The following is a 15,138-nucleotide window of genomic DNA, read 5'->3' as shown; positions in this document are numbered from 1 at the left end:
TCGCGCGGGTTGTTCCGCTAGAGCGCCAGGCGGGAGCGGCGGGTCTGCAGGAAGGCCCGCTCGGTGTCGTTGGTGGCCAGCGCGATGGCCTCGTCGTACGCGGCGCGCGCCTCGGCGTCGCGCCCGAGCCGGGCCAGCAACTCGGCGCGGGTGGCCGGCAGCAGGTGGTAACCGGGCAGGTCCACGGACTCCAGGGTGGCGAGGGCCAGCGCCGGGCCGTGCACCTCGGCGACGGCGACCGCCCGGTTGAGCGCGACCACCGGTGTCGGGGCGTGCCGGAGAAGCTGGTCGTACAGCGCCAGCACCTGCGCCCAGTCGGTGGCCGGCCCGTCGGTGTGCACGGCGTTGATGGCGGCCTGGATCTGGTACGGGCCGGGCCGGTTGCCGCGCAGGCAGCGGCGTACCAGAGCATGGCCCTCGTCGATCAGCTCCCGGTGCCAGAGCGACCGGTCCTGGTCGGCGAGCGTCACCAGTTCGCCGGCCGGGCCGACCCGGGCCGGGCGCCGGGCCTCGATCAGCAGCAGCAGGGCGAGCAGGCCGAGCACCTCGGGTTCGTCCGGCATCAGCGCGGCGAGTTCCCGGGCCAGGCGGATCGCCTCCAGGCACAGGTCGGTGCGCAGCAGCGCGCCGGAGGTCGACGTGTAGCCCTCGTTGAAGATCAGGTAGAGCACGGTCAGCACCGGCGGTAGCCGGGCCGGCAGTTCCTCGGCCGCGGGCACCCGGTACGGGATGGCGGCGTCCCGGATCTTCTTCTTGGCGCGGACGATGCGCTGGGCCACGGTCGCCTCGGGCACCAGGTAGGCCCGGGCGATCTCCGGCACCTCCAGCCCGCCGAGCAGGCGCAGGGTGAGGGCGGTCTGCGCGAGCGGCGCCAGAGCCGGGTGGCAGCAGGTGAAGATCAGTCGCAGTTGGTCGTCGTACACCGGTCCCACCTCCTTCGGCTCGTCGGGCTGGTGCAGCAGCAGGGCCTCGGCGTGCCGGGCCTCGCGGGTGGACTCCCGGCGTAGCCGGTCGATGGCCCGGTTGCGGGCGGTGGTCACGATCCACGCGCCGGGGTTGGGTGGCGGTACGTCCCACTTCTGCAGGGCCACCGCGAACGCGTCCTGGACGGCCTCCTCGGCGAGGCCGATGTCGCCGAGGAGGCGGACCAGGGTGGCCACGCAGCGGCCGTACTCCGCCCGGTAGATGCCGGTCAGGTCCATGTCGGTTCCGCCCGGGTGTCCGGTCAGTCCTCGTCCTGGAAGGGCCGCACCTCGACCGGGTTCATGCAGGCCTGCGCGCACTTCCCGGCCCAGGCGAGCGCCTGGTCGAGATCCTCGCAGCGGATCACCCAGAACCCGCCGAGCTGTTCCTTCGTCTCGGCGAACGGGCCGTCGGTGACGGTGGTCGAGCCGCTGTCGACCCGGACGACGGTGGCGCTGTCCGGTGGCAGCAGGCCGCCGCCGAACACCCAGGCGCCCGCGGTCCGCAACTCGTTGTTGATCTTGTCGACCTGGGCGAACGCGGTCTGCATCTCCTCGTCCGTCGGCGTCGGCGCGCCCTCGACGGAGTGCACGGACAACATGTACTGCTTCATCTTCGCTCCCTGCGGGTGGTGGGGGACAGGTGTCAGGCGGCGAGCCGGCGCGCCACGGCCGGGATGACGATGGCGGCGGCGACCAGGTGCGTCACCATCAGCAGCGCCTTGGTGGCGGTCGTCGCGTCGGCGATCGCGTCGGGCACGAGCGACAGCGCGGTGAGCACCACGGTGCTGCGGACGAAGACGGTACGCGGGCGGCGGGCCACCCGGGACAGTACCGCGGCGAGAATCAGGCCGACGAGGGAGAAGACGGCGGTCAGCGTGGCGAATCCGAGGACCGGGATCGGGGCGCCGCTGACGTCGAGGCTGATCCCCGCGGCGTGCCCGGCGGCGGCCACCGCCGAGGTCGCGGCGCTGGCCACCGCGATGGCCAGGACGCCGGTCCCGATCAGCGGGCGGATCGTCGAGGTGGCGGCGGGGGCGGCGGTACGGGTGGCGGTGGTGCTGGACATGACGGCCTCCGGTGCGGTGCGGACCGGCTCGGTGCCGGTCTCTCATCAGGGCTACGAACGGGATCGCCCGTACTCGACAGGTCCGGCGAAGTTCCTCCGGAAACTTTTCGGCGAGTTGACGCAACCAGTTGATTGCTATAACTTCAGTAGCAACCAAACGGTTGCTATAAGGAGATGACATGGGATTCCCCGATCGGATCGAGCGCACCCTCCAGCTGGCCCACCCGCCGGAGCGCGTCTGGGCCGCGCTGACCACCGCCGAGGGCCTGGGCACCTGGCTCGGCAACACCGCCGAGGTCGACCTGCGCGTCGGCGGCCAGGCCAAGGTCAGCTGGGACAGCGGCGACACCGCCACCCTCACCATCGAGCGCATCGAGCCGCCGCACGTGTTCGGCTACACCTGGCCGGTCAACGGCCTGTCCGACAGCGATCCGCGACGCACCTACGTGGAGTTCACCCTGGAGCCCGCGGGCACCGGCACCACGCTGACCATGGTGGAGACCGGGTTCGCGCAACTGCCGGACGCCGACGAGCACAAGACCGCGTACGCCGGCAACACCCAGGGCTGGACGAACGAGCTGGGTGAGCTGGTCGCGTACCTCGATGGACACGCCTGATCTGGAAGCGGTGGCGCAGGAGGTCTTCGCCGCCCTGGCCGACCCGAGCCGGCGAGGCATCCTCGCCGCGCTCGCGGCCGGGGGTCCCGCCACGGCCACCGATCTGGCCGGCCGGCTGCGGATCTCCCGGCAGGCCATCGCCAAGCATCTCGTCCTGCTCGCCGGGGCGGGGCTGGTGGTGGCCGAACCGGGGGAACGCCGCCGGGTCCGGTACCGGTTGGAATCCACGCCGATGAAGGTGGCGCAGCAGTTCCTCGCCGCACTCGCCCGCGACTGGGACGGTCCGCTGGCGGCCCTGCAGAACCGGTTGAGCTGAGGAGACCACGAGATGACGACGATGGGTAACCTGCCCGAGGTGGTGTCGCCCGAGGAGTGGCGCGCCGCCCGCAAGCAGCTGCTGGTCAAGGAGAAGGAGCTCACCCGGGCCCGGGACCGGCTCAACGCCGATCGCCGCCGGTTGCCGATGGTCCGGGTGGACAAGCCGTACACGTTCGAGGGCCCGGACGGGACGGTGCGCCTACCGGACCTGTTCGAGGGCCGGCCGCAGCTGGTGATGCACCACTTCATGTTCGACCCGCAGTGGGACCAGGCGTGTGCGAGCTGCTCCTCGGCCGCCGACGAGATCGGCCGGCTGCGCCAGTTGCACGTGCGCAACACCACGCTGGTCGCGGTGTCCCGGGCGCCGTACCCGAAGATCGCCGCCTACCGCGAGCGGATGGGCTGGACGTTCCCCTGGTACTCGGCGTACGGCACCGACTTCAACTACGACTTCCACGCCACCCTCGACGATCGGGTCGCGCCGGTGCAACTGCACTTCCGCGACGAGACGGAACTCGCCGAGGCCGGCACGCCGTGGACGAACGGGCCGTGGACGGAGAGCATGCGCGGTGCGGAGTTGCCGGGCATCAGCGCCTTCCTGCGGGTCGGTGCGGACGTCTTCCACACCTATTCGACGTACGGCCGGGGCCTCGAGGACTTCCACAACGGCTACCGGTACCTCGACCTCACCGCGCTCGGCCGCCAGGAGCCGTGGGAGGAACCGCGGGGCCGCGCCGCCCCGCTCGGCCTGCACGTCGGCGGTCCCCGGATGCGCGTGCCGGACGAGTACGACGTCTAGGGGTGCTCCGCTTGTGGTCTGATGGCAAGCTCGGGTCCCGTGATGAATGATCTCGTGAGGGTGCGGTTCTGGATCGTGGCCTGGGTCTGCGTGGCGGCCGGTCTGGGCGTGTTCTACTCGGATTTCCTGGCGGCTGTCGGATAGCGGTCGCCGCCCGCCCGCCCGGGCACGGCACCGCGACGGTGGGTGGCGGTGGTCGGCCCACCTTCCGGTCCGGCCGGTTGTCGTACAGTCGGGCGTGGCTCTGGATCTCAATCTGCTGACCGCTCTGGACGCGCTGCTCGACGAGCGCAGCGTCACCGGCGCCGCGCAGCGGCTGCGGTTGTCCCCGCCGGCGATGAGCCGCACCCTCAGCCGCATCCGGAAGGCGACCGGTGACCAGATCCTGGTGCGCACCGGCCGCACCATGACCCCCACCCCGCACGGACTGGCCATCCAGGCGGAGGTGCACGATCTGGTGCAGCGGGCCCACGCCGCGCTGCACCCGGAAGGCGACCTGGCCCTGGCGGCGCTGGAGCGGACGTTCACCGTCCGCGGGCACGACGCACTGATCGCGGCGATCGCGCCGCACCTGCTGAACCGGGTGCTGCAGCGGGCGCCCGGCGTGTCGGTGCGGCTGCTCGCCGAGGCCAGTACGGACACCAACGACCTGCGCCACGGTCGCGTCGACCTCGAGATCGGCTCGGCGGCTCCGGAGCTGCCGGAGGTCGTGGGCGAGACGATCGGCGAGGACCATCTGGTGGCGGCGATGCGTTCCGGCCACCGCCTGGCGGCCGGAACGCTCACCGTCGAGGGCTTCGCGAGCGCCGATCACCTCACCGTCTCGCGGCGCGGGCGGCTCAGCGACCCGATGGACGACATCCTGCGGGAACGGGGCCTGCGGCGACGGGTGGTGGCGTCGGCGCCGACCAGCACGACCGGGCTGTCCGTGGTGGCCGGCAGCGACCTGCTCGTCGCCGTGCCGGGCCTGGTGTGCCGGCCCATGCTGGACCGTCTGGGGCTGGTCACCCGCCCGCTTCCGTTCGCCGTGCCGCCGGTGCCGGTCATCGTGTCCTGGCACCAGCGGTACCACAGCGACAAGGCCCATGCCTGGCTGCGCACCTGTGTGCGCGAGGCGTTCGGCGCCACCGGGACGCCGTGAACCGGTGTCAGCCCGCCGGCAGCGCCGCCTCGAGCACCCGCTCGAAGGTGGCCCGGGTGGGCAGATGGGTGAGCAGGTGCCGGATGTTGCGGTCGGTGAACCGGACGTCCTCCTCCTCGTGGGCGTGCAGGGCCAGCTCGATCTGACCGGACACGTAGTTCTGCAACGCGATCGCCGTGCCGCCGAACGTGTCCAGGCTGAGCGGCGGGAGGGCACCGGCCCGGGCACGGTAGCCGTCGGCCAGGGCCCGGGCCCCGGCGGCGTTGACGCCGCCGTTGGGGTTCACCGCCCAGCCGGCCAGCGCCGCGGACAGCTCCCAGGCCGGCGGGAGCCCGTTGGCGTGCTCCCAGCCGGTGAGGATGAGCCGGCCGTCCGGGCCGACCCGGACGTTGCCGGGGCTCACGTTGTTGTGGCACAGCACCGGTTCGGCCGGTGCGGCCCGCTCCCCGAGCGACTGGAGTTCGACCAGCGTGGGTACGGTCGCGGCGAGCACCGGTGCCCAGGGCGCGCCCTTGGCGGCGGCCAGGTCGGCGAACTCCGCCCAGCCGCGGGCCGCGAGGCGTACCGAACTCCACGGGCAGATCCCGTCCACCGGCACCCGCATCCCGTGCAGGACGGCCAGCAGGTCACCGACCGAGCGGGTGATGACCGCACTGACCGGGGCCGCCAGCGGTGGCCCGGACTGCAGCCACTCGTACACCCGCCACTTGTTGCCGCCGATGACCTCGACCACGGTGCCGGCGGTGCTGCGGACCGGCGCCGGCAGGGTCACCCCGGCCCGCGCCGCGGCCTCCTGGAAGCGGGCGTTGTCCTCGCCGTCGGTCACCGGATACACGTCGTCCACGGTGCGGGGCGCCCAGCGGCCGCGATCGGTCCGCAGCAGCCAGCGCCGCCCGCTCTCGTCCGGGCGGGACACCGACCGCATCTCGCCGACCACGTCGCCCAGGGCGAACCGGGCGGCGATCTGCCGGGCGAGCGCCGGATCGGCGACGTCGGCGCGTCCCTGCCGGCGGTCCACCTCCGCCTTGAGGCCGGTCCAGGTGCGGAAGCCATACTGTTCGGCCAGGGACGCCTGGGCGTCGGCGAGTGTCGCGTCCGGCCGGGAGTCACGCAGCCCGGCGAGCAGGTCCTTGGCCTGCCGGCGCAGGTGGTCGAGGTTGGGATTGTCGGGCAGCGTCTTCATCGGTGCACCTCGCTCAGCGCCCGGACTCGCACGGGCGGACAGAGCGTCGGCAACCGTCGCCCCACCGGACATCACGTGGGGTGGCTTCGAGCCTTCCGGCGAGTCGCGGCGCGTACCCAACGCGCGCCCCGAGGCTAACCGACGGGGCCGCGGGCCTGTCAACCCCGGCGGGTCAGGGTTTGCGGGCCACGCCGCAGTACACGTTCAGCTTGGTCGGCGCGCTGCCCGGTTCGGGCCGCCACAGGGGTGTCGGTACGACGCCGGGGTCGACCAGGTCGAGTCCGGTGAAGAAGCCCTGGATCTGCTCGGGCGTGCGGAGCTGGTAGTCGGCGCCGCTGTTCCGGGCGGTCTGCACGGCCTCGGCGGTCTCGGGCGTGATGACGCTGTCGTTGATCACCAGGTAGCTGCCGGACGGCACCGCGTTCAGGAAGTGCCCGACGATCTCGGCCGGACCGGGCTCGTCGTCGTCCGCGACGTTGCCGAGGATGCCGAGCATCATCACGGCGACCGGCCTGGTGAAGTCCAGCGTCTGAGCGGCGGTCTTCACGATGGTGTCCGGGTCGTGCACGTCGGCGTCGATGTACTCGGTGACGCCCTCGGCGCTGCTGGTCAGCAGTGCACGTGCGTGGACGAGCACCAGCGGGTCGTTGTCCACGTACACGATCTTGGATTCGGGTGCGATGCGCTGGGCGACGTCGTGGGTGTTGTCCACGGTGGGCAGTCCGGTGCCGATGTCGAGGAACTGGCGGATGCCGGCCGTGCCGGCGAGGAACCGCACCACCCGGCCGAGGAACGCCCGGGAGGCGACGGCGACGTCGACGATGTCCGGGTAGACCTGCTTGACCTGGTCGCCGACCGCGCGGTCCACCGCGAAGTTGTCCTTGCCGCCCAGCCAGTAGTTCCAGATCCGCGCGCTGTGCGGCGTGCTGCTGTCCAGTCGCGACGACGGATCCGGGTCGGGGACGCTACTGGTCATCGTGCTAGCCCTTCGCTGGATCCACCATCATCGCCGCTGACAACGGTGTCAGCATAACGCTGCGTCAATATTCCGGATCGGCGGTGCGCAGCAGGGCGTAGGTGTAGAGATCGGTACGGCCGCCCGCGCCGTCGGGCAGGCGGCCACGCTCGTGTCCCTCGCGGACGAACCCGCACCGCTCCAGCACCCGCTGGGAGGCGAGGTTCGGCACGTGGACGCCCGCCACCAGCCGCTCGATCGCGGTGTGGGTGAACGCCCATCGGCACAGCAGGCGTACCGCCCGGGTGGCGTAGCCGCGCCCCCGGCAGGCCGGGGCGAGGTAGTAGTCGAGGTCGGCCTGGGCCGTGCTGCGGTCCTCGAGCTGCAACCCGACCTTGCCGGCGAACGCGCCGGTGACCGCGTCCCGGACGGTCAGCCGTACGTCCCGGTCCGCCAGCCAGGCCGCCGGGGCGCCGGCGCAGTACCGCTCGGTCTCGGCCGGCGACGGTGCCCGCCGGGTCACCGTGTTCGCCACGACCTCCCGCGACGCGCGGACCGGGTGCACCTCGGCGGCGTCGCCGGCCCGCATCGGCCGGAGCCGCACGACGCCGTCGGTCAGTTCGCCGCCGGGCAGGTCGGGCAGGTGGCGGGCGGTCGGGCCGGGCGGGTCGCCGGCCACCCGGGACCAGACGATCAGGTCGCGGCGGCGGCCCCGCCGGTCCACGGTCGCGGCCCGGGCGACGCCCTCCCGGACGTATCCGGCGGCGAGCGCGACCCGCTGGCTCGCCGTGTTGGTCACGTCGGTCCGCAACTGGAGCCGGCCGTACCCGGCGGACAGGGCGTGCTCGGTCAGCGCGCGGGTCGCCGCGGTGGCGACGCCGCGGTGGCGGCTCCACGGCGCCACCCAGTAGCCGACGGCGCCCTCGTCGTCCTGCAGGGGACTCAGCCCGATGCCGCCGACCAGGCGGTCGGTGGCCGGATCGGCGATGGCGAAGTTCCCGCCGCCGACGGCGAACGCGGCCGGTGCGCCCTCGGCCACCCACCACACCGCGTCGGCGTCGGTGTACGGCTCCGGCAGCGCGGGAAGGTAGCGCAGGGTCAGCGGATCGTCGCAGGCGGCCCGGACCGCGGGCACGTCGTCCGCCCGGTACCAGCGCAGCCGCACCGCCCCGCCGTCGATCGCGTCGGCCAGCGTCGTGCGCCGGGTCACCGCAGGCCACGCGCGGGACGGCGGCGGGCGCTGCTCTCCCGGATCACCAGCCGGGTGGGTACCAGCACCGTGCCCGGGCGGTCCGGCTCGTTCCGGATCCGGTGCAGCAGCGCCTCCACCGACCTGCGGCCCACCTCGGCGAAGTCCTGGTGGACGGTGGTCAGCGGCGGGATGTACGCGGACGCGTCGGGGATGTCGTCGAAGCCCACCACGCTGATGTCCTCGGGCACCCGGCGGCCGCGCTGGTGCAACGCCCGCAGGACGCCGAGCGCCATCTGGTCGTTGGCGGCGAAGACGGCCGTGCAGTCGCGCTCGTCCGCCAGCACCAGCCCGGCCCGGTAGCCGGACTCCGCCGACCAGTCACCGCATTGCACCGGCGGGGCGGTCCGGCCCGCCTCGGCGAGCGTCCGGCGCCACGCCTCGGTGCGCCGCTCGGCGGCGAACGACTCGGCCGGCCCGGCGACGTGCCAGACCGTGCGGTGGCCCAGGTCGAGCAGGTGGCGCACGGCGAGGCGGGCGCCGGCGGCCTGGTCGGTGTCGACGACGGGGTACCGGTCGCCGGCGTCGGAGTCGATGACCACGACCTGGATGCCGGGCGGCAGCGCCAGATCCGCGGCGCCCAGCAGGTGTACCTCCATGATCACGATGACCCCGTCGACGGCCAGCTCGCCGAGGCGGGTGAACGCGCCGAGCACGCCGTCCTGGGTGGGCTCGGCCACCGGGATGAGCGTGATGGCGTAGCCCTCCCTGGCGGCGGAGGTGGCGATGGCCTCCACGGTGCGGCTGTTGCCGATGGTGGCGAGCGTGAAGAGGATGACGCCGATGGTGCGGAACTCGCCGTACTTCAGCGCGCGGGCGGCGCTGTTCGGGCGGTAGCCGAGCTGTTTCATGGCGTCGAGCACCTGCCGCCGGGTCGACTCGACGACGCCGGGGTGGCCGGTGGACACCCGGGAGACCGTCTGCGACGAGACTCCGGCCACCCGGGCCACGTCGGCCATCGAGGCGCCCCGGCGCGGTCGCCGCGTGGAAGCACCGCTCATCGAGGGCAGCCCCTTCTTGACCCAGGTCAACCGCGGTGACCCTAGCACTCCATCTTTACTCGACTTTCGCACTTTGAGCCCCGGGCGGTCGCAGGTCCGCGCCGCTCGCGCAGTCCGCGGTGCTGCACGGCTGCGGTGCTGCACGGTCTGCGGGGGCCGTCGGTGCGCATGGAGGCGGATGCGGTGGTGCGGTGGATCCGCACAGCTCGGCCACCGCGGAGCGTGTGAAGTTCCGGCGCGGTGGTGGGTGCCGTAAGTCCACACGGTCTGCGAGCCGCGGTCGGAGTGTGGAGTGGGGGTGCGGTGGGTGCCGCAGATCCGCACGGTCTCGAGGTGGCCGTTGGGGCGTGTGGAGTTCCGGTGCGGTGGGTGCCGGGAATCCACACGGGAACCGTTTCTGGTGGTGGCGCGCTCACGGCTACGGCGAAGTCGTATGACTGTTGCCGGGATACGACCCGGCTCTACCCGATCTCCTCGATGGAGGGGCGGCGGAGCCTCCATCTGGTGGGGGCGTCGGCAGCGAGGCCGGCGATGCGGGCACTGTTGCACCGGGACGTTGGCCGGTTGGCGCCGCCCGAGCAGGAGATCTTGCGGCGGGTCCCGGTGCCGGTCTCCGCGTGACAAGAGCATCCAGCCCGCCGACCTCCTCGAGCAGTTCCGCGTCGTGGCGAGATGGGCTGAGCTGGGGGAACGGCGGCCGCCGTCGAGGCGGACGCGAGACCGACAGTGCGAAACTCAAATGGTCACGTAAACACGCGCATGGCGGTGGCGGCGGTGGGGGGTGTGGCGTGGAGCGAGCCGCTCGTTCGCACGCCGTAGCCGGGCCGAAGGCGGGTTTGTCGCTGCGGACGGGACAAAGGGGGCACCCGGCCGCCGGTCGGGTATGGGATCGGGTCGTGCGGCCGTGGGCGAAATGCGACCCGTAGTCCCCGAAATCTATGGCTGAGGAGGCGCATTCGCCGGCTCCACCGCGTGACAGATCGTCAGATGCCGGCGTCGAGGAGGCCCGGAGGTGCCGGGTGAACGGGGCGAGCACGTGGTACCTCAGGACACCTCCCGGGACCACAGCTGGTTGGTGCCGCCGGTGCAGGCGTACTGCTGGATGTCGGCGCCGTCGGCGGTGTTGCGGTCCACCACGTCGAGGCACCGGCCGCTGTGCCGGGCGCGGAGTTCGTGGTAGCCGCCGTTGGCCACCCACTGCCACTGCTGGTTGGTGCTGCCGCCGCAGGTGAACTGGATGATGTTGGCGCGGTCGGCGGTCGACGCGGACGCCACGTCCAGGCACTTGCCGCTGTTCTGGTTGACGATCCGGAACCAGCCGCCGCCGGCGTCCTGGAACTCCCACCGCTGGTTCCCGCCGCCGTTCCAGCCCCACTGCTTGACCTGCGCGTTGTCGGCGGTCGATCCCTCCACCACGTCCATCACCTTGCCGCTGTTGCGGTTGACCACGCGGACGTACGTGGGCGCGTTGCCGGTCACCGTGCCGGCCGCGGTGTCGATGGTGACCGACGGGTACCAGCTCAGGCTCATGCTGGTGCTGGACGGGAAGATGATCGGCAACCAGACGTACGACGAGTCGTTGACCGGCCCGTTCCAGGCGCCCGCCCACCGGTCGCCCAGGTAGAGGTAGCTGGTGGTGGTCGTACCCTGGATCGGCAGCACGTACGTCGGCTGGGAGTTGAACGTGGTGGCGTTGCCGACGTTGGTCCAGCCGCTCCACGGGCCGGTGATGCTCGGCGCGGTGGCGTACTTCGCCTGGTTCGGGTTCCAGCCGGTGGCGCCGGAGGTCAGCAGGAAGTACGTGTCGCCGCGCCGGAACATCGCCGGCGCCTCCCGGTGCGCGTCGTTCCAGAAGTTGCCGACCAGGCTCGCGGTGTTCAGGTAGTCCGGCGTGAGCCGGTAGATGTGCAGGTCGTAGTTCTCGTCCGCGGCGGAGATCAGGTACGCGGTGCCGTTGTCGTGGTAGAGCGTGAGGTCCCGCGACATGTGCTGGCCGAGCGGCCGGAAACTGCCGTGGTACGTGTACGCGCCGTCCACCGTGGCCGACGAGGCGACCGCGGCCCGCGCCTCGCTGTAGTTCGTGCCGTTCTCCTTGTGCATCCACATCACGTACCGGCCGGTGGCGGCGTTGTAGATGACCTTCGGCCGCTCGATGTTGGCGACCCGCAACTCGGCGGCCGAGGACTGGGTGAGGACGTTGTTGCGGAACTCCCAGTCGCGCAGGTTGGTGGAGCGGTAGACGGAGACGGCGCGGAAGGTGTTGTCGGCGTTGCGGTTCTCGCCGAACCAGTAGTAGTGGTCGCCGACCTTGAGGACGCCGCCGCCGTGGGCGTGCACGGGGCTGCCGCCGGTGTCCGCGAACACGGTGCCGTTGGTGACCGTGACCGGTGCCGCGGCGGCCGGGGCGGCCGTCACGACCAGGGCCGCCAGCACCGCCGCCGCGGTGGCGGCGAGCGCCGTTCGGAACGTGCCTCGCATGGTGTCGTCCTCTCGGTACCGGTGGGGGAGCCGGAACACCCATCCGATCAGACGCATCCACGTTCGTCCATATGTTCAGGTCACGGCGTTTTGCCGGACCGGCAAGATTTTGAGCGTGGCCGGGGCCGGGTGAGCGATGGTGGAGCCATGACACAGCGATCGCCCGAGGGCACCGGCGTGGACGCCATGGCGGAGTGGGACGCCCGGTACGCCGGCACCGACCAGGTATGGAGTGGACTGCCCAATCCGGCACTGGTGGCCGAGGTGACCGGGCTGGCGCCGGGCCGGGCCCTGGACGTCGGGTGCGGCGAGGGCGCCGACGCGGTCTGGCTCGCCCGGCACGGCTGGGACGTCACCGCGTTGGACGTGTCCCAGGTGGCGTTGCAGCGCGCCGCCCACCACGCGGACGATGCCGGGGTCGAGGTGCGGTGGCAGCATCGCGGCCTGCTGGACGCGGCGGTCCCGGCCGGCGCGTTCGAGCTGGTGTCCGCCATGTACCCGGCGCTGCCCCGGACCCCGGCCGACGAGGCCGGCAAGGTGCTCGTCGCCGCGGTCGCGCCCGGCGGGGTGCTGCTGGTCGTGCACCACGCCGACGTCGACAGCGAGCAGGCCCGGGAACACGGGTTCGATCCGGCCGACTACGTCAGCCCGGCCGACGTGGCGGGCCTGCTCGGCCCGGAGTGGGAGGTGCGGTTCGACCGGCGGCGGCCCCGCGGCACGACGACCGGCGCGGGCGCGCACCACACCCACGACGTGGTACTGCACGCCCGGCGCCCGCGCACCTAGGCACTCCCCAGGTCCGCGCCGTCGCCCACTTCGGGACCCGCCCCTCGGCGGGCCACGAGGATGATCTCGGGGGAGTCGTCGGTCAGCGGTGCCCGCGTCCAGTCGCCGTACCGGTGGGACACCGTGAATCCCGCGGTCCCGAGCGAGAGCTCGAGCGCCGCCGCGTCGCGAAAAGCGAGAACCGCGCGGTGTACGTCGTCCTCGCCGGTGCGCGGATCGCGGGTGACGGTGTCGTACGCGACCAGCGGCAGCGACACCCAGGCGGTCTCGTGCCAGAACTCGACCGGCCCGTCCGGGGTGTCCACCGTGCGGAGCGTCGCTGCCCGGGTCCAGCGTTCCCACGCGCGGGCGGCCGGATGGCGCGACTCGAAGGCCAGCACCCCGTCCGCGACGAGCGCCCGGTGCAGGTCGCGAAGGGCGCGTAGCCAGGCGGCGTCGTCGGTGAACACCTGGGCCACGTGGCCGGACATGACCGCGAAGTCCGCGGAGCAGGTGTCGGCGCGGTCGCTGAATCCTCGCCGCCAGTCGACGTGCTCGCCGCCGGGGCCGCTCCGGGCGACGCGCAGCATCGCCGGGTCCGGGTCGATACCCACCGCGGTGCGGCCCCGCGCGGCCAGTGCCCGGGTCAGCCGGCCGGTGCCGCAGCCGAGGTCGAGCACCCGGGTGGCGCCGCGTTCGTCGGCCAGCGCGGCATAGCAGAGGTGGTCCCGGTCGTCCGGGTTCAGCTCGTCGTACGCCGCGGCGAAGTCGAAGGCCATCCGTACAGTCAGCAGCATCCGGGTGTCCGGCGCCAGGGATTGACCGCCGTACGGCAGGGCGCGCCGGCGCCGGTCCCTAGGTCGTCAACACCGCCTCGATCAGGTGCGGGCCGGGCTCGGCGACGGCCGCGGCGAACTGGGCGGCGAGGTCCTGCGTGGTGGTGGCCCGGGTGGCCGGCACCCCCATGCCGTGGCTGAGGTGCACGAAGTCGAGGGCCGGATCGTCCAGGTCGACCATCCGGGCCGATCCGGTGCCGCTCCGCCGCGCGCCGACCCGGTCCAGTTCGGCCCGCAGGATCGCGTACGAGCGGTTGTTCAGGACGACGGTGGTGACGTCCAGCCGCTCACGGGCGTGCGTCCACAGCGCCGGCAGCGTGTACATGGCGCTGCCGTCGGCCTCCAGGCAGACCACCGGCCGGTCCGGGCAGGCGAGCGCGGCGCCGGCCGCCAGCGGCAGGCCCTGTCCGATGGCGAGGCCGACCAGCCCGAGTACGTCGTGTGCGGCCGCCCCGGACATCGCCACCGGCAGCGTCGCCAGGCCCGAGGTGATCGACTCGTCGCACACCACGGCCTCGGGCGGCAGCCGGTCGGCGATCACGTAGGCCCAGTTCCGCGCGGTCAGCGGGCCGGCCGGCACGGCGTGACGGACGCGCTCGGCGGGCCGGGCCGCGACGCCGGGCGCGATCCGGTCGGCCAGCTCGCCGAGCGAACCGGTGAGCGTGTGCACCCGGACGCCGGGCGGGACGAGGTCGCCGTCGCGGCCGGGGTAGGCGAAGGACGCGACCGGACGGCGGGCACCGGCGAGGACCAGGTGGCGGACGTCGCCGAGCTGCTCCCGTACGTCCTCGCCGCGGTACCCGAGCGGGGTGACCGCGGGCACCCCGGCGCCGCGGCGGAGCCGGGCCGGCCAGGTGGGGCAGAACAGCCGGGCGCCGGTGACCTGGGCGATCCGGTCCGCCGCGCGCAGCCCGCCGGCCGTCAGCGCCGCCCCGTCCAGCAGCAACGCGGCCGGCTCGCCCGAGGTCAGCACCTTCTCGACGTGGTGCGGCGGCGCGGCGGGCGGGCGCGGCGGCGCGGGCGCGCCCCGGACGGCCGCCGAAGGCTGCGCCACCGCGTCGGCCCAGGACACGTCGGCCCAGGACACGTCGGCCGGGACGATCAACGTGGCGACCGCACCCGCGGCGGCCGCCTCGACCGCCGCCGCCACGTCCCGGGGCAGCGCGGCCGGTTCGGCCGGCCGGTGCACGAACGCGGAGACCGTGCCGGCGAGCGCGTCGATGTCCGACTCGAGCGGGGAGTCGAGTCCCCGGTGCGAGGCGGCGTGGTCGCCGACGACGGTGAGCATCGGCGTACCGGCCCGGCGGGCGTTGTGCAGGTTCGCCAGGCCGTTGGCGAGGCCGGGACCCAGGTGCAGCAGGGTGGCGGCGGGATGGCCGGCCATTCGCCCGTAGCCGTCCGCCGCACCGGTGGCCACGCCCTCGGACAGGCACAGCACGCCGCGCATCCCCGGGTACCGGTCCAGCGCCGCCACGAAGTGCATCTCGGACGTGCCGGGGTTGCCGAAGCACACCCGCACGCCGTGCTCGAGCAGCGCCTCGACGAGCAGATCCGCACCGGTCACCGGCCGGACGGTACGCCCGGGCCGGGCCGGCACCAAGGAGCCGGCGCCGGGACTGCCCGAACGCGCCCGCGGCACCGGTCCGGTACAACCGGGCGGCACCCGAGCGGGCACCGGCGGTGCTCCGTACCCCCGCGAATCTCTTCGTATGCCCGGCCGACGACGAGGCCGGACAAATCCGGGGGGATCAGAATTTTGCGTCGC

Annotated in this window: 15 protein-coding genes; 5 read left to right on the top strand and 10 right to left on the bottom strand. The window is 73.1% G+C overall.

Annotation, left to right across the window (positions count from 1 at the left end; translation table 11 throughout):
* Positions 1 to 17 precede the first annotated feature (17 nt).
* Genes LDL48_RS39685 through LDL48_RS39675 form a run of 3 tightly spaced genes read right to left on the bottom strand, consistent with a single transcriptional unit; the run spans position 18 to position 2,031 of the window.
* Entirely contained in the window at positions 18 to 1,202 is a 1,185-nt protein-coding gene (locus tag LDL48_RS39685) for an RNA polymerase sigma factor (protein WP_225260342.1), read from the bottom strand.
* Between the two features lie 23 nt (positions 1,203 to 1,225).
* The gene (locus LDL48_RS39680; protein WP_225260341.1) at positions 1,226 to 1,576 is read right to left on the bottom strand and encodes a YciI family protein; all 351 of its coding nucleotides are present in this window, start codon (positions 1,574 to 1,576) and stop codon (positions 1,226 to 1,228) included.
* A gap of 32 nt (positions 1,577 to 1,608) precedes the next feature.
* Positions 1,609 to 2,031 carry a DUF6069 family protein gene (locus LDL48_RS39675; RefSeq protein ID WP_225260340.1) on the bottom strand — a complete coding sequence of 141 codons (423 nt, stop codon included), beginning with the start codon at positions 2,029 to 2,031 and terminating at the stop codon, positions 1,609 to 1,611.
* Positions 2,032 to 2,210: 179 nt separating this feature from the next.
* Here LDL48_RS39675 and LDL48_RS39670 point away from each other — a divergent pair, with 179 nt between their 5' ends.
* From LDL48_RS39670 to LDL48_RS39655, 4 genes are all read left to right on the top strand, one after another.
* Positions 2,211 to 2,648, top strand: coding sequence for an SRPBCC domain-containing protein (locus LDL48_RS39670; RefSeq protein ID WP_225260339.1), 438 nt, complete (start codon positions 2,211 to 2,213; stop codon positions 2,646 to 2,648).
* Entirely contained in the window at positions 2,635 to 2,964 is a 330-nt protein-coding gene (locus LDL48_RS39665) for an ArsR/SmtB family transcription factor (RefSeq protein WP_225260338.1), read from the top strand. Before LDL48_RS39670 ends, LDL48_RS39665 begins: the two co-directional genes overlap by 14 nt.
* Before the next feature lie 12 nt (positions 2,965 to 2,976).
* Positions 2,977 to 3,765 carry a DUF899 domain-containing protein gene (locus tag LDL48_RS39660; protein WP_225260337.1) on the top strand — a complete coding sequence of 263 codons (789 nt, stop codon included), beginning with the start codon at positions 2,977 to 2,979 and terminating at the stop codon, positions 3,763 to 3,765.
* A 238-nt stretch (positions 3,766 to 4,003) separates the two neighbouring features.
* Positions 4,004 to 4,906, top strand: coding sequence for a LysR family transcriptional regulator (locus tag LDL48_RS39655; RefSeq protein WP_225260336.1), 903 nt, complete (start codon positions 4,004 to 4,006; stop codon positions 4,904 to 4,906).
* 7 nt (positions 4,907 to 4,913) lie between these two features.
* Here LDL48_RS39655 and LDL48_RS39650 read toward each other — a convergent pair whose 3' ends face one another.
* The 5 genes from LDL48_RS39650 to LDL48_RS39630 form a co-directional block, all read right to left on the bottom strand.
* Positions 4,914 to 6,089 carry an aminoglycoside phosphotransferase/kinase family protein gene (locus tag LDL48_RS39650; protein ID WP_225260335.1) on the bottom strand — a complete coding sequence of 392 codons (1,176 nt, stop codon included), beginning with the start codon at positions 6,087 to 6,089 and terminating at the stop codon, positions 4,914 to 4,916.
* 172 nt (positions 6,090 to 6,261) lie between these two features.
* Complete coding sequence (locus LDL48_RS39645; protein ID WP_225260334.1) at positions 6,262 to 7,065, bottom strand: SAM-dependent methyltransferase; 804 nt, start codon at positions 7,063 to 7,065, stop codon at positions 6,262 to 6,264.
* A 64-nt stretch (positions 7,066 to 7,129) separates the two neighbouring features.
* A complete protein-coding gene (locus LDL48_RS39640) occupies positions 7,130 to 8,254 on the bottom strand; it encodes a GNAT family N-acetyltransferase (protein WP_225260333.1) in 1,125 nt (374 codons plus the stop codon).
* Entirely contained in the window at positions 8,251 to 9,324 is a 1,074-nt protein-coding gene (locus tag LDL48_RS39635; RefSeq protein ID WP_225260332.1) for a LacI family DNA-binding transcriptional regulator, read from the bottom strand. The genes LDL48_RS39640 and LDL48_RS39635 overlap by 4 nt, the downstream gene beginning before the upstream one ends.
* A gap of 1,014 nt (positions 9,325 to 10,338) precedes the next feature.
* Positions 10,339 to 11,772, bottom strand: a complete 1,434-nt coding sequence (locus tag LDL48_RS39630) for an RICIN domain-containing protein (RefSeq protein WP_225260331.1) — start codon at positions 11,770 to 11,772, stop codon at positions 10,339 to 10,341.
* Positions 11,773 to 11,919: 147 nt separating this feature from the next.
* Here LDL48_RS39630 and LDL48_RS39625 point away from each other — a divergent pair, with 147 nt between their 5' ends.
* Positions 11,920 to 12,558 (top strand): class I SAM-dependent methyltransferase, encoded by a 639-nt coding sequence (locus LDL48_RS39625; protein ID WP_225260330.1) that lies wholly within the window; start codon positions 11,920 to 11,922, stop codon positions 12,556 to 12,558.
* On the opposite strand, the gene LDL48_RS39620 is transcribed toward LDL48_RS39625, so the two are convergent.
* Together LDL48_RS39620 and LDL48_RS39615 are read right to left on the bottom strand one after the other, a co-directional pair.
* Entirely contained in the window at positions 12,555 to 13,334 is a 780-nt protein-coding gene (locus tag LDL48_RS39620) for a class I SAM-dependent methyltransferase (protein ID WP_225260329.1), read from the bottom strand. The genes LDL48_RS39625 and LDL48_RS39620 overlap by 4 nt on opposite strands.
* A 58-nt stretch (positions 13,335 to 13,392) precedes the next feature.
* A complete protein-coding gene (locus LDL48_RS39615) occupies positions 13,393 to 14,937 on the bottom strand; it encodes an acetolactate synthase large subunit (protein WP_225260328.1) in 1,545 nt (514 codons plus the stop codon).
* Positions 14,938 to 15,138: the final 201 nt, after the last annotated feature.

This window comes from Jidongwangia harbinensis, assembly GCF_020216025.1.
GTDB classification, from domain to species: Bacteria; Actinomycetota; Actinomycetes; order Mycobacteriales; family Micromonosporaceae; genus Actinoplanes; species Actinoplanes harbinensis.
This window is presented reverse-complemented; position numbering and strand designations above follow the sequence as displayed.

Bases quoted from the DNA above. Each gene is read 5' to 3' on its own strand.
- LDL48_RS39685 (WP_225260342.1), bottom strand. From the start codon at position 1,202: ATGGACCTGACCGGCATCTACCGGGCGGAGTACGGCCGCTGCGTGGCC.
- LDL48_RS39680 (WP_225260341.1), bottom strand. From the start codon at position 1,576: ATGAAGCAGTACATGTTGTCCGTGCACTCCGTCGAGGGCGCGCCGACG.
- LDL48_RS39675 (WP_225260340.1), bottom strand. From the start codon at position 2,031: ATGTCCAGCACCACCGCCACCCGTACCGCCGCCCCCGCCGCCACCTCG.
- LDL48_RS39670 (WP_225260339.1), top strand. From the start codon at position 2,211: ATGGGATTCCCCGATCGGATCGAGCGCACCCTCCAGCTGGCCCACCCG.
- LDL48_RS39665 (WP_225260338.1), top strand. From the start codon at position 2,635: ATGGACACGCCTGATCTGGAAGCGGTGGCGCAGGAGGTCTTCGCCGCC.
- LDL48_RS39660 (WP_225260337.1), top strand. From the start codon at position 2,977: ATGACGACGATGGGTAACCTGCCCGAGGTGGTGTCGCCCGAGGAGTGG.
- LDL48_RS39650 (WP_225260335.1), bottom strand. From the start codon at position 6,089: ATGAAGACGCTGCCCGACAATCCCAACCTCGACCACCTGCGCCGGCAG.
- LDL48_RS39645 (WP_225260334.1), bottom strand. From the start codon at position 7,065: ATGACCAGTAGCGTCCCCGACCCGGATCCGTCGTCGCGACTGGACAGC.
- LDL48_RS39630 (WP_225260331.1), bottom strand. From the start codon at position 11,772: ATGCGAGGCACGTTCCGAACGGCGCTCGCCGCCACCGCGGCGGCGGTG.
- LDL48_RS39625 (WP_225260330.1), top strand. From the start codon at position 11,920: ATGACACAGCGATCGCCCGAGGGCACCGGCGTGGACGCCATGGCGGAG.
- LDL48_RS39620 (WP_225260329.1), bottom strand. From the start codon at position 13,334: ATGCTGCTGACTGTACGGATGGCCTTCGACTTCGCCGCGGCGTACGAC.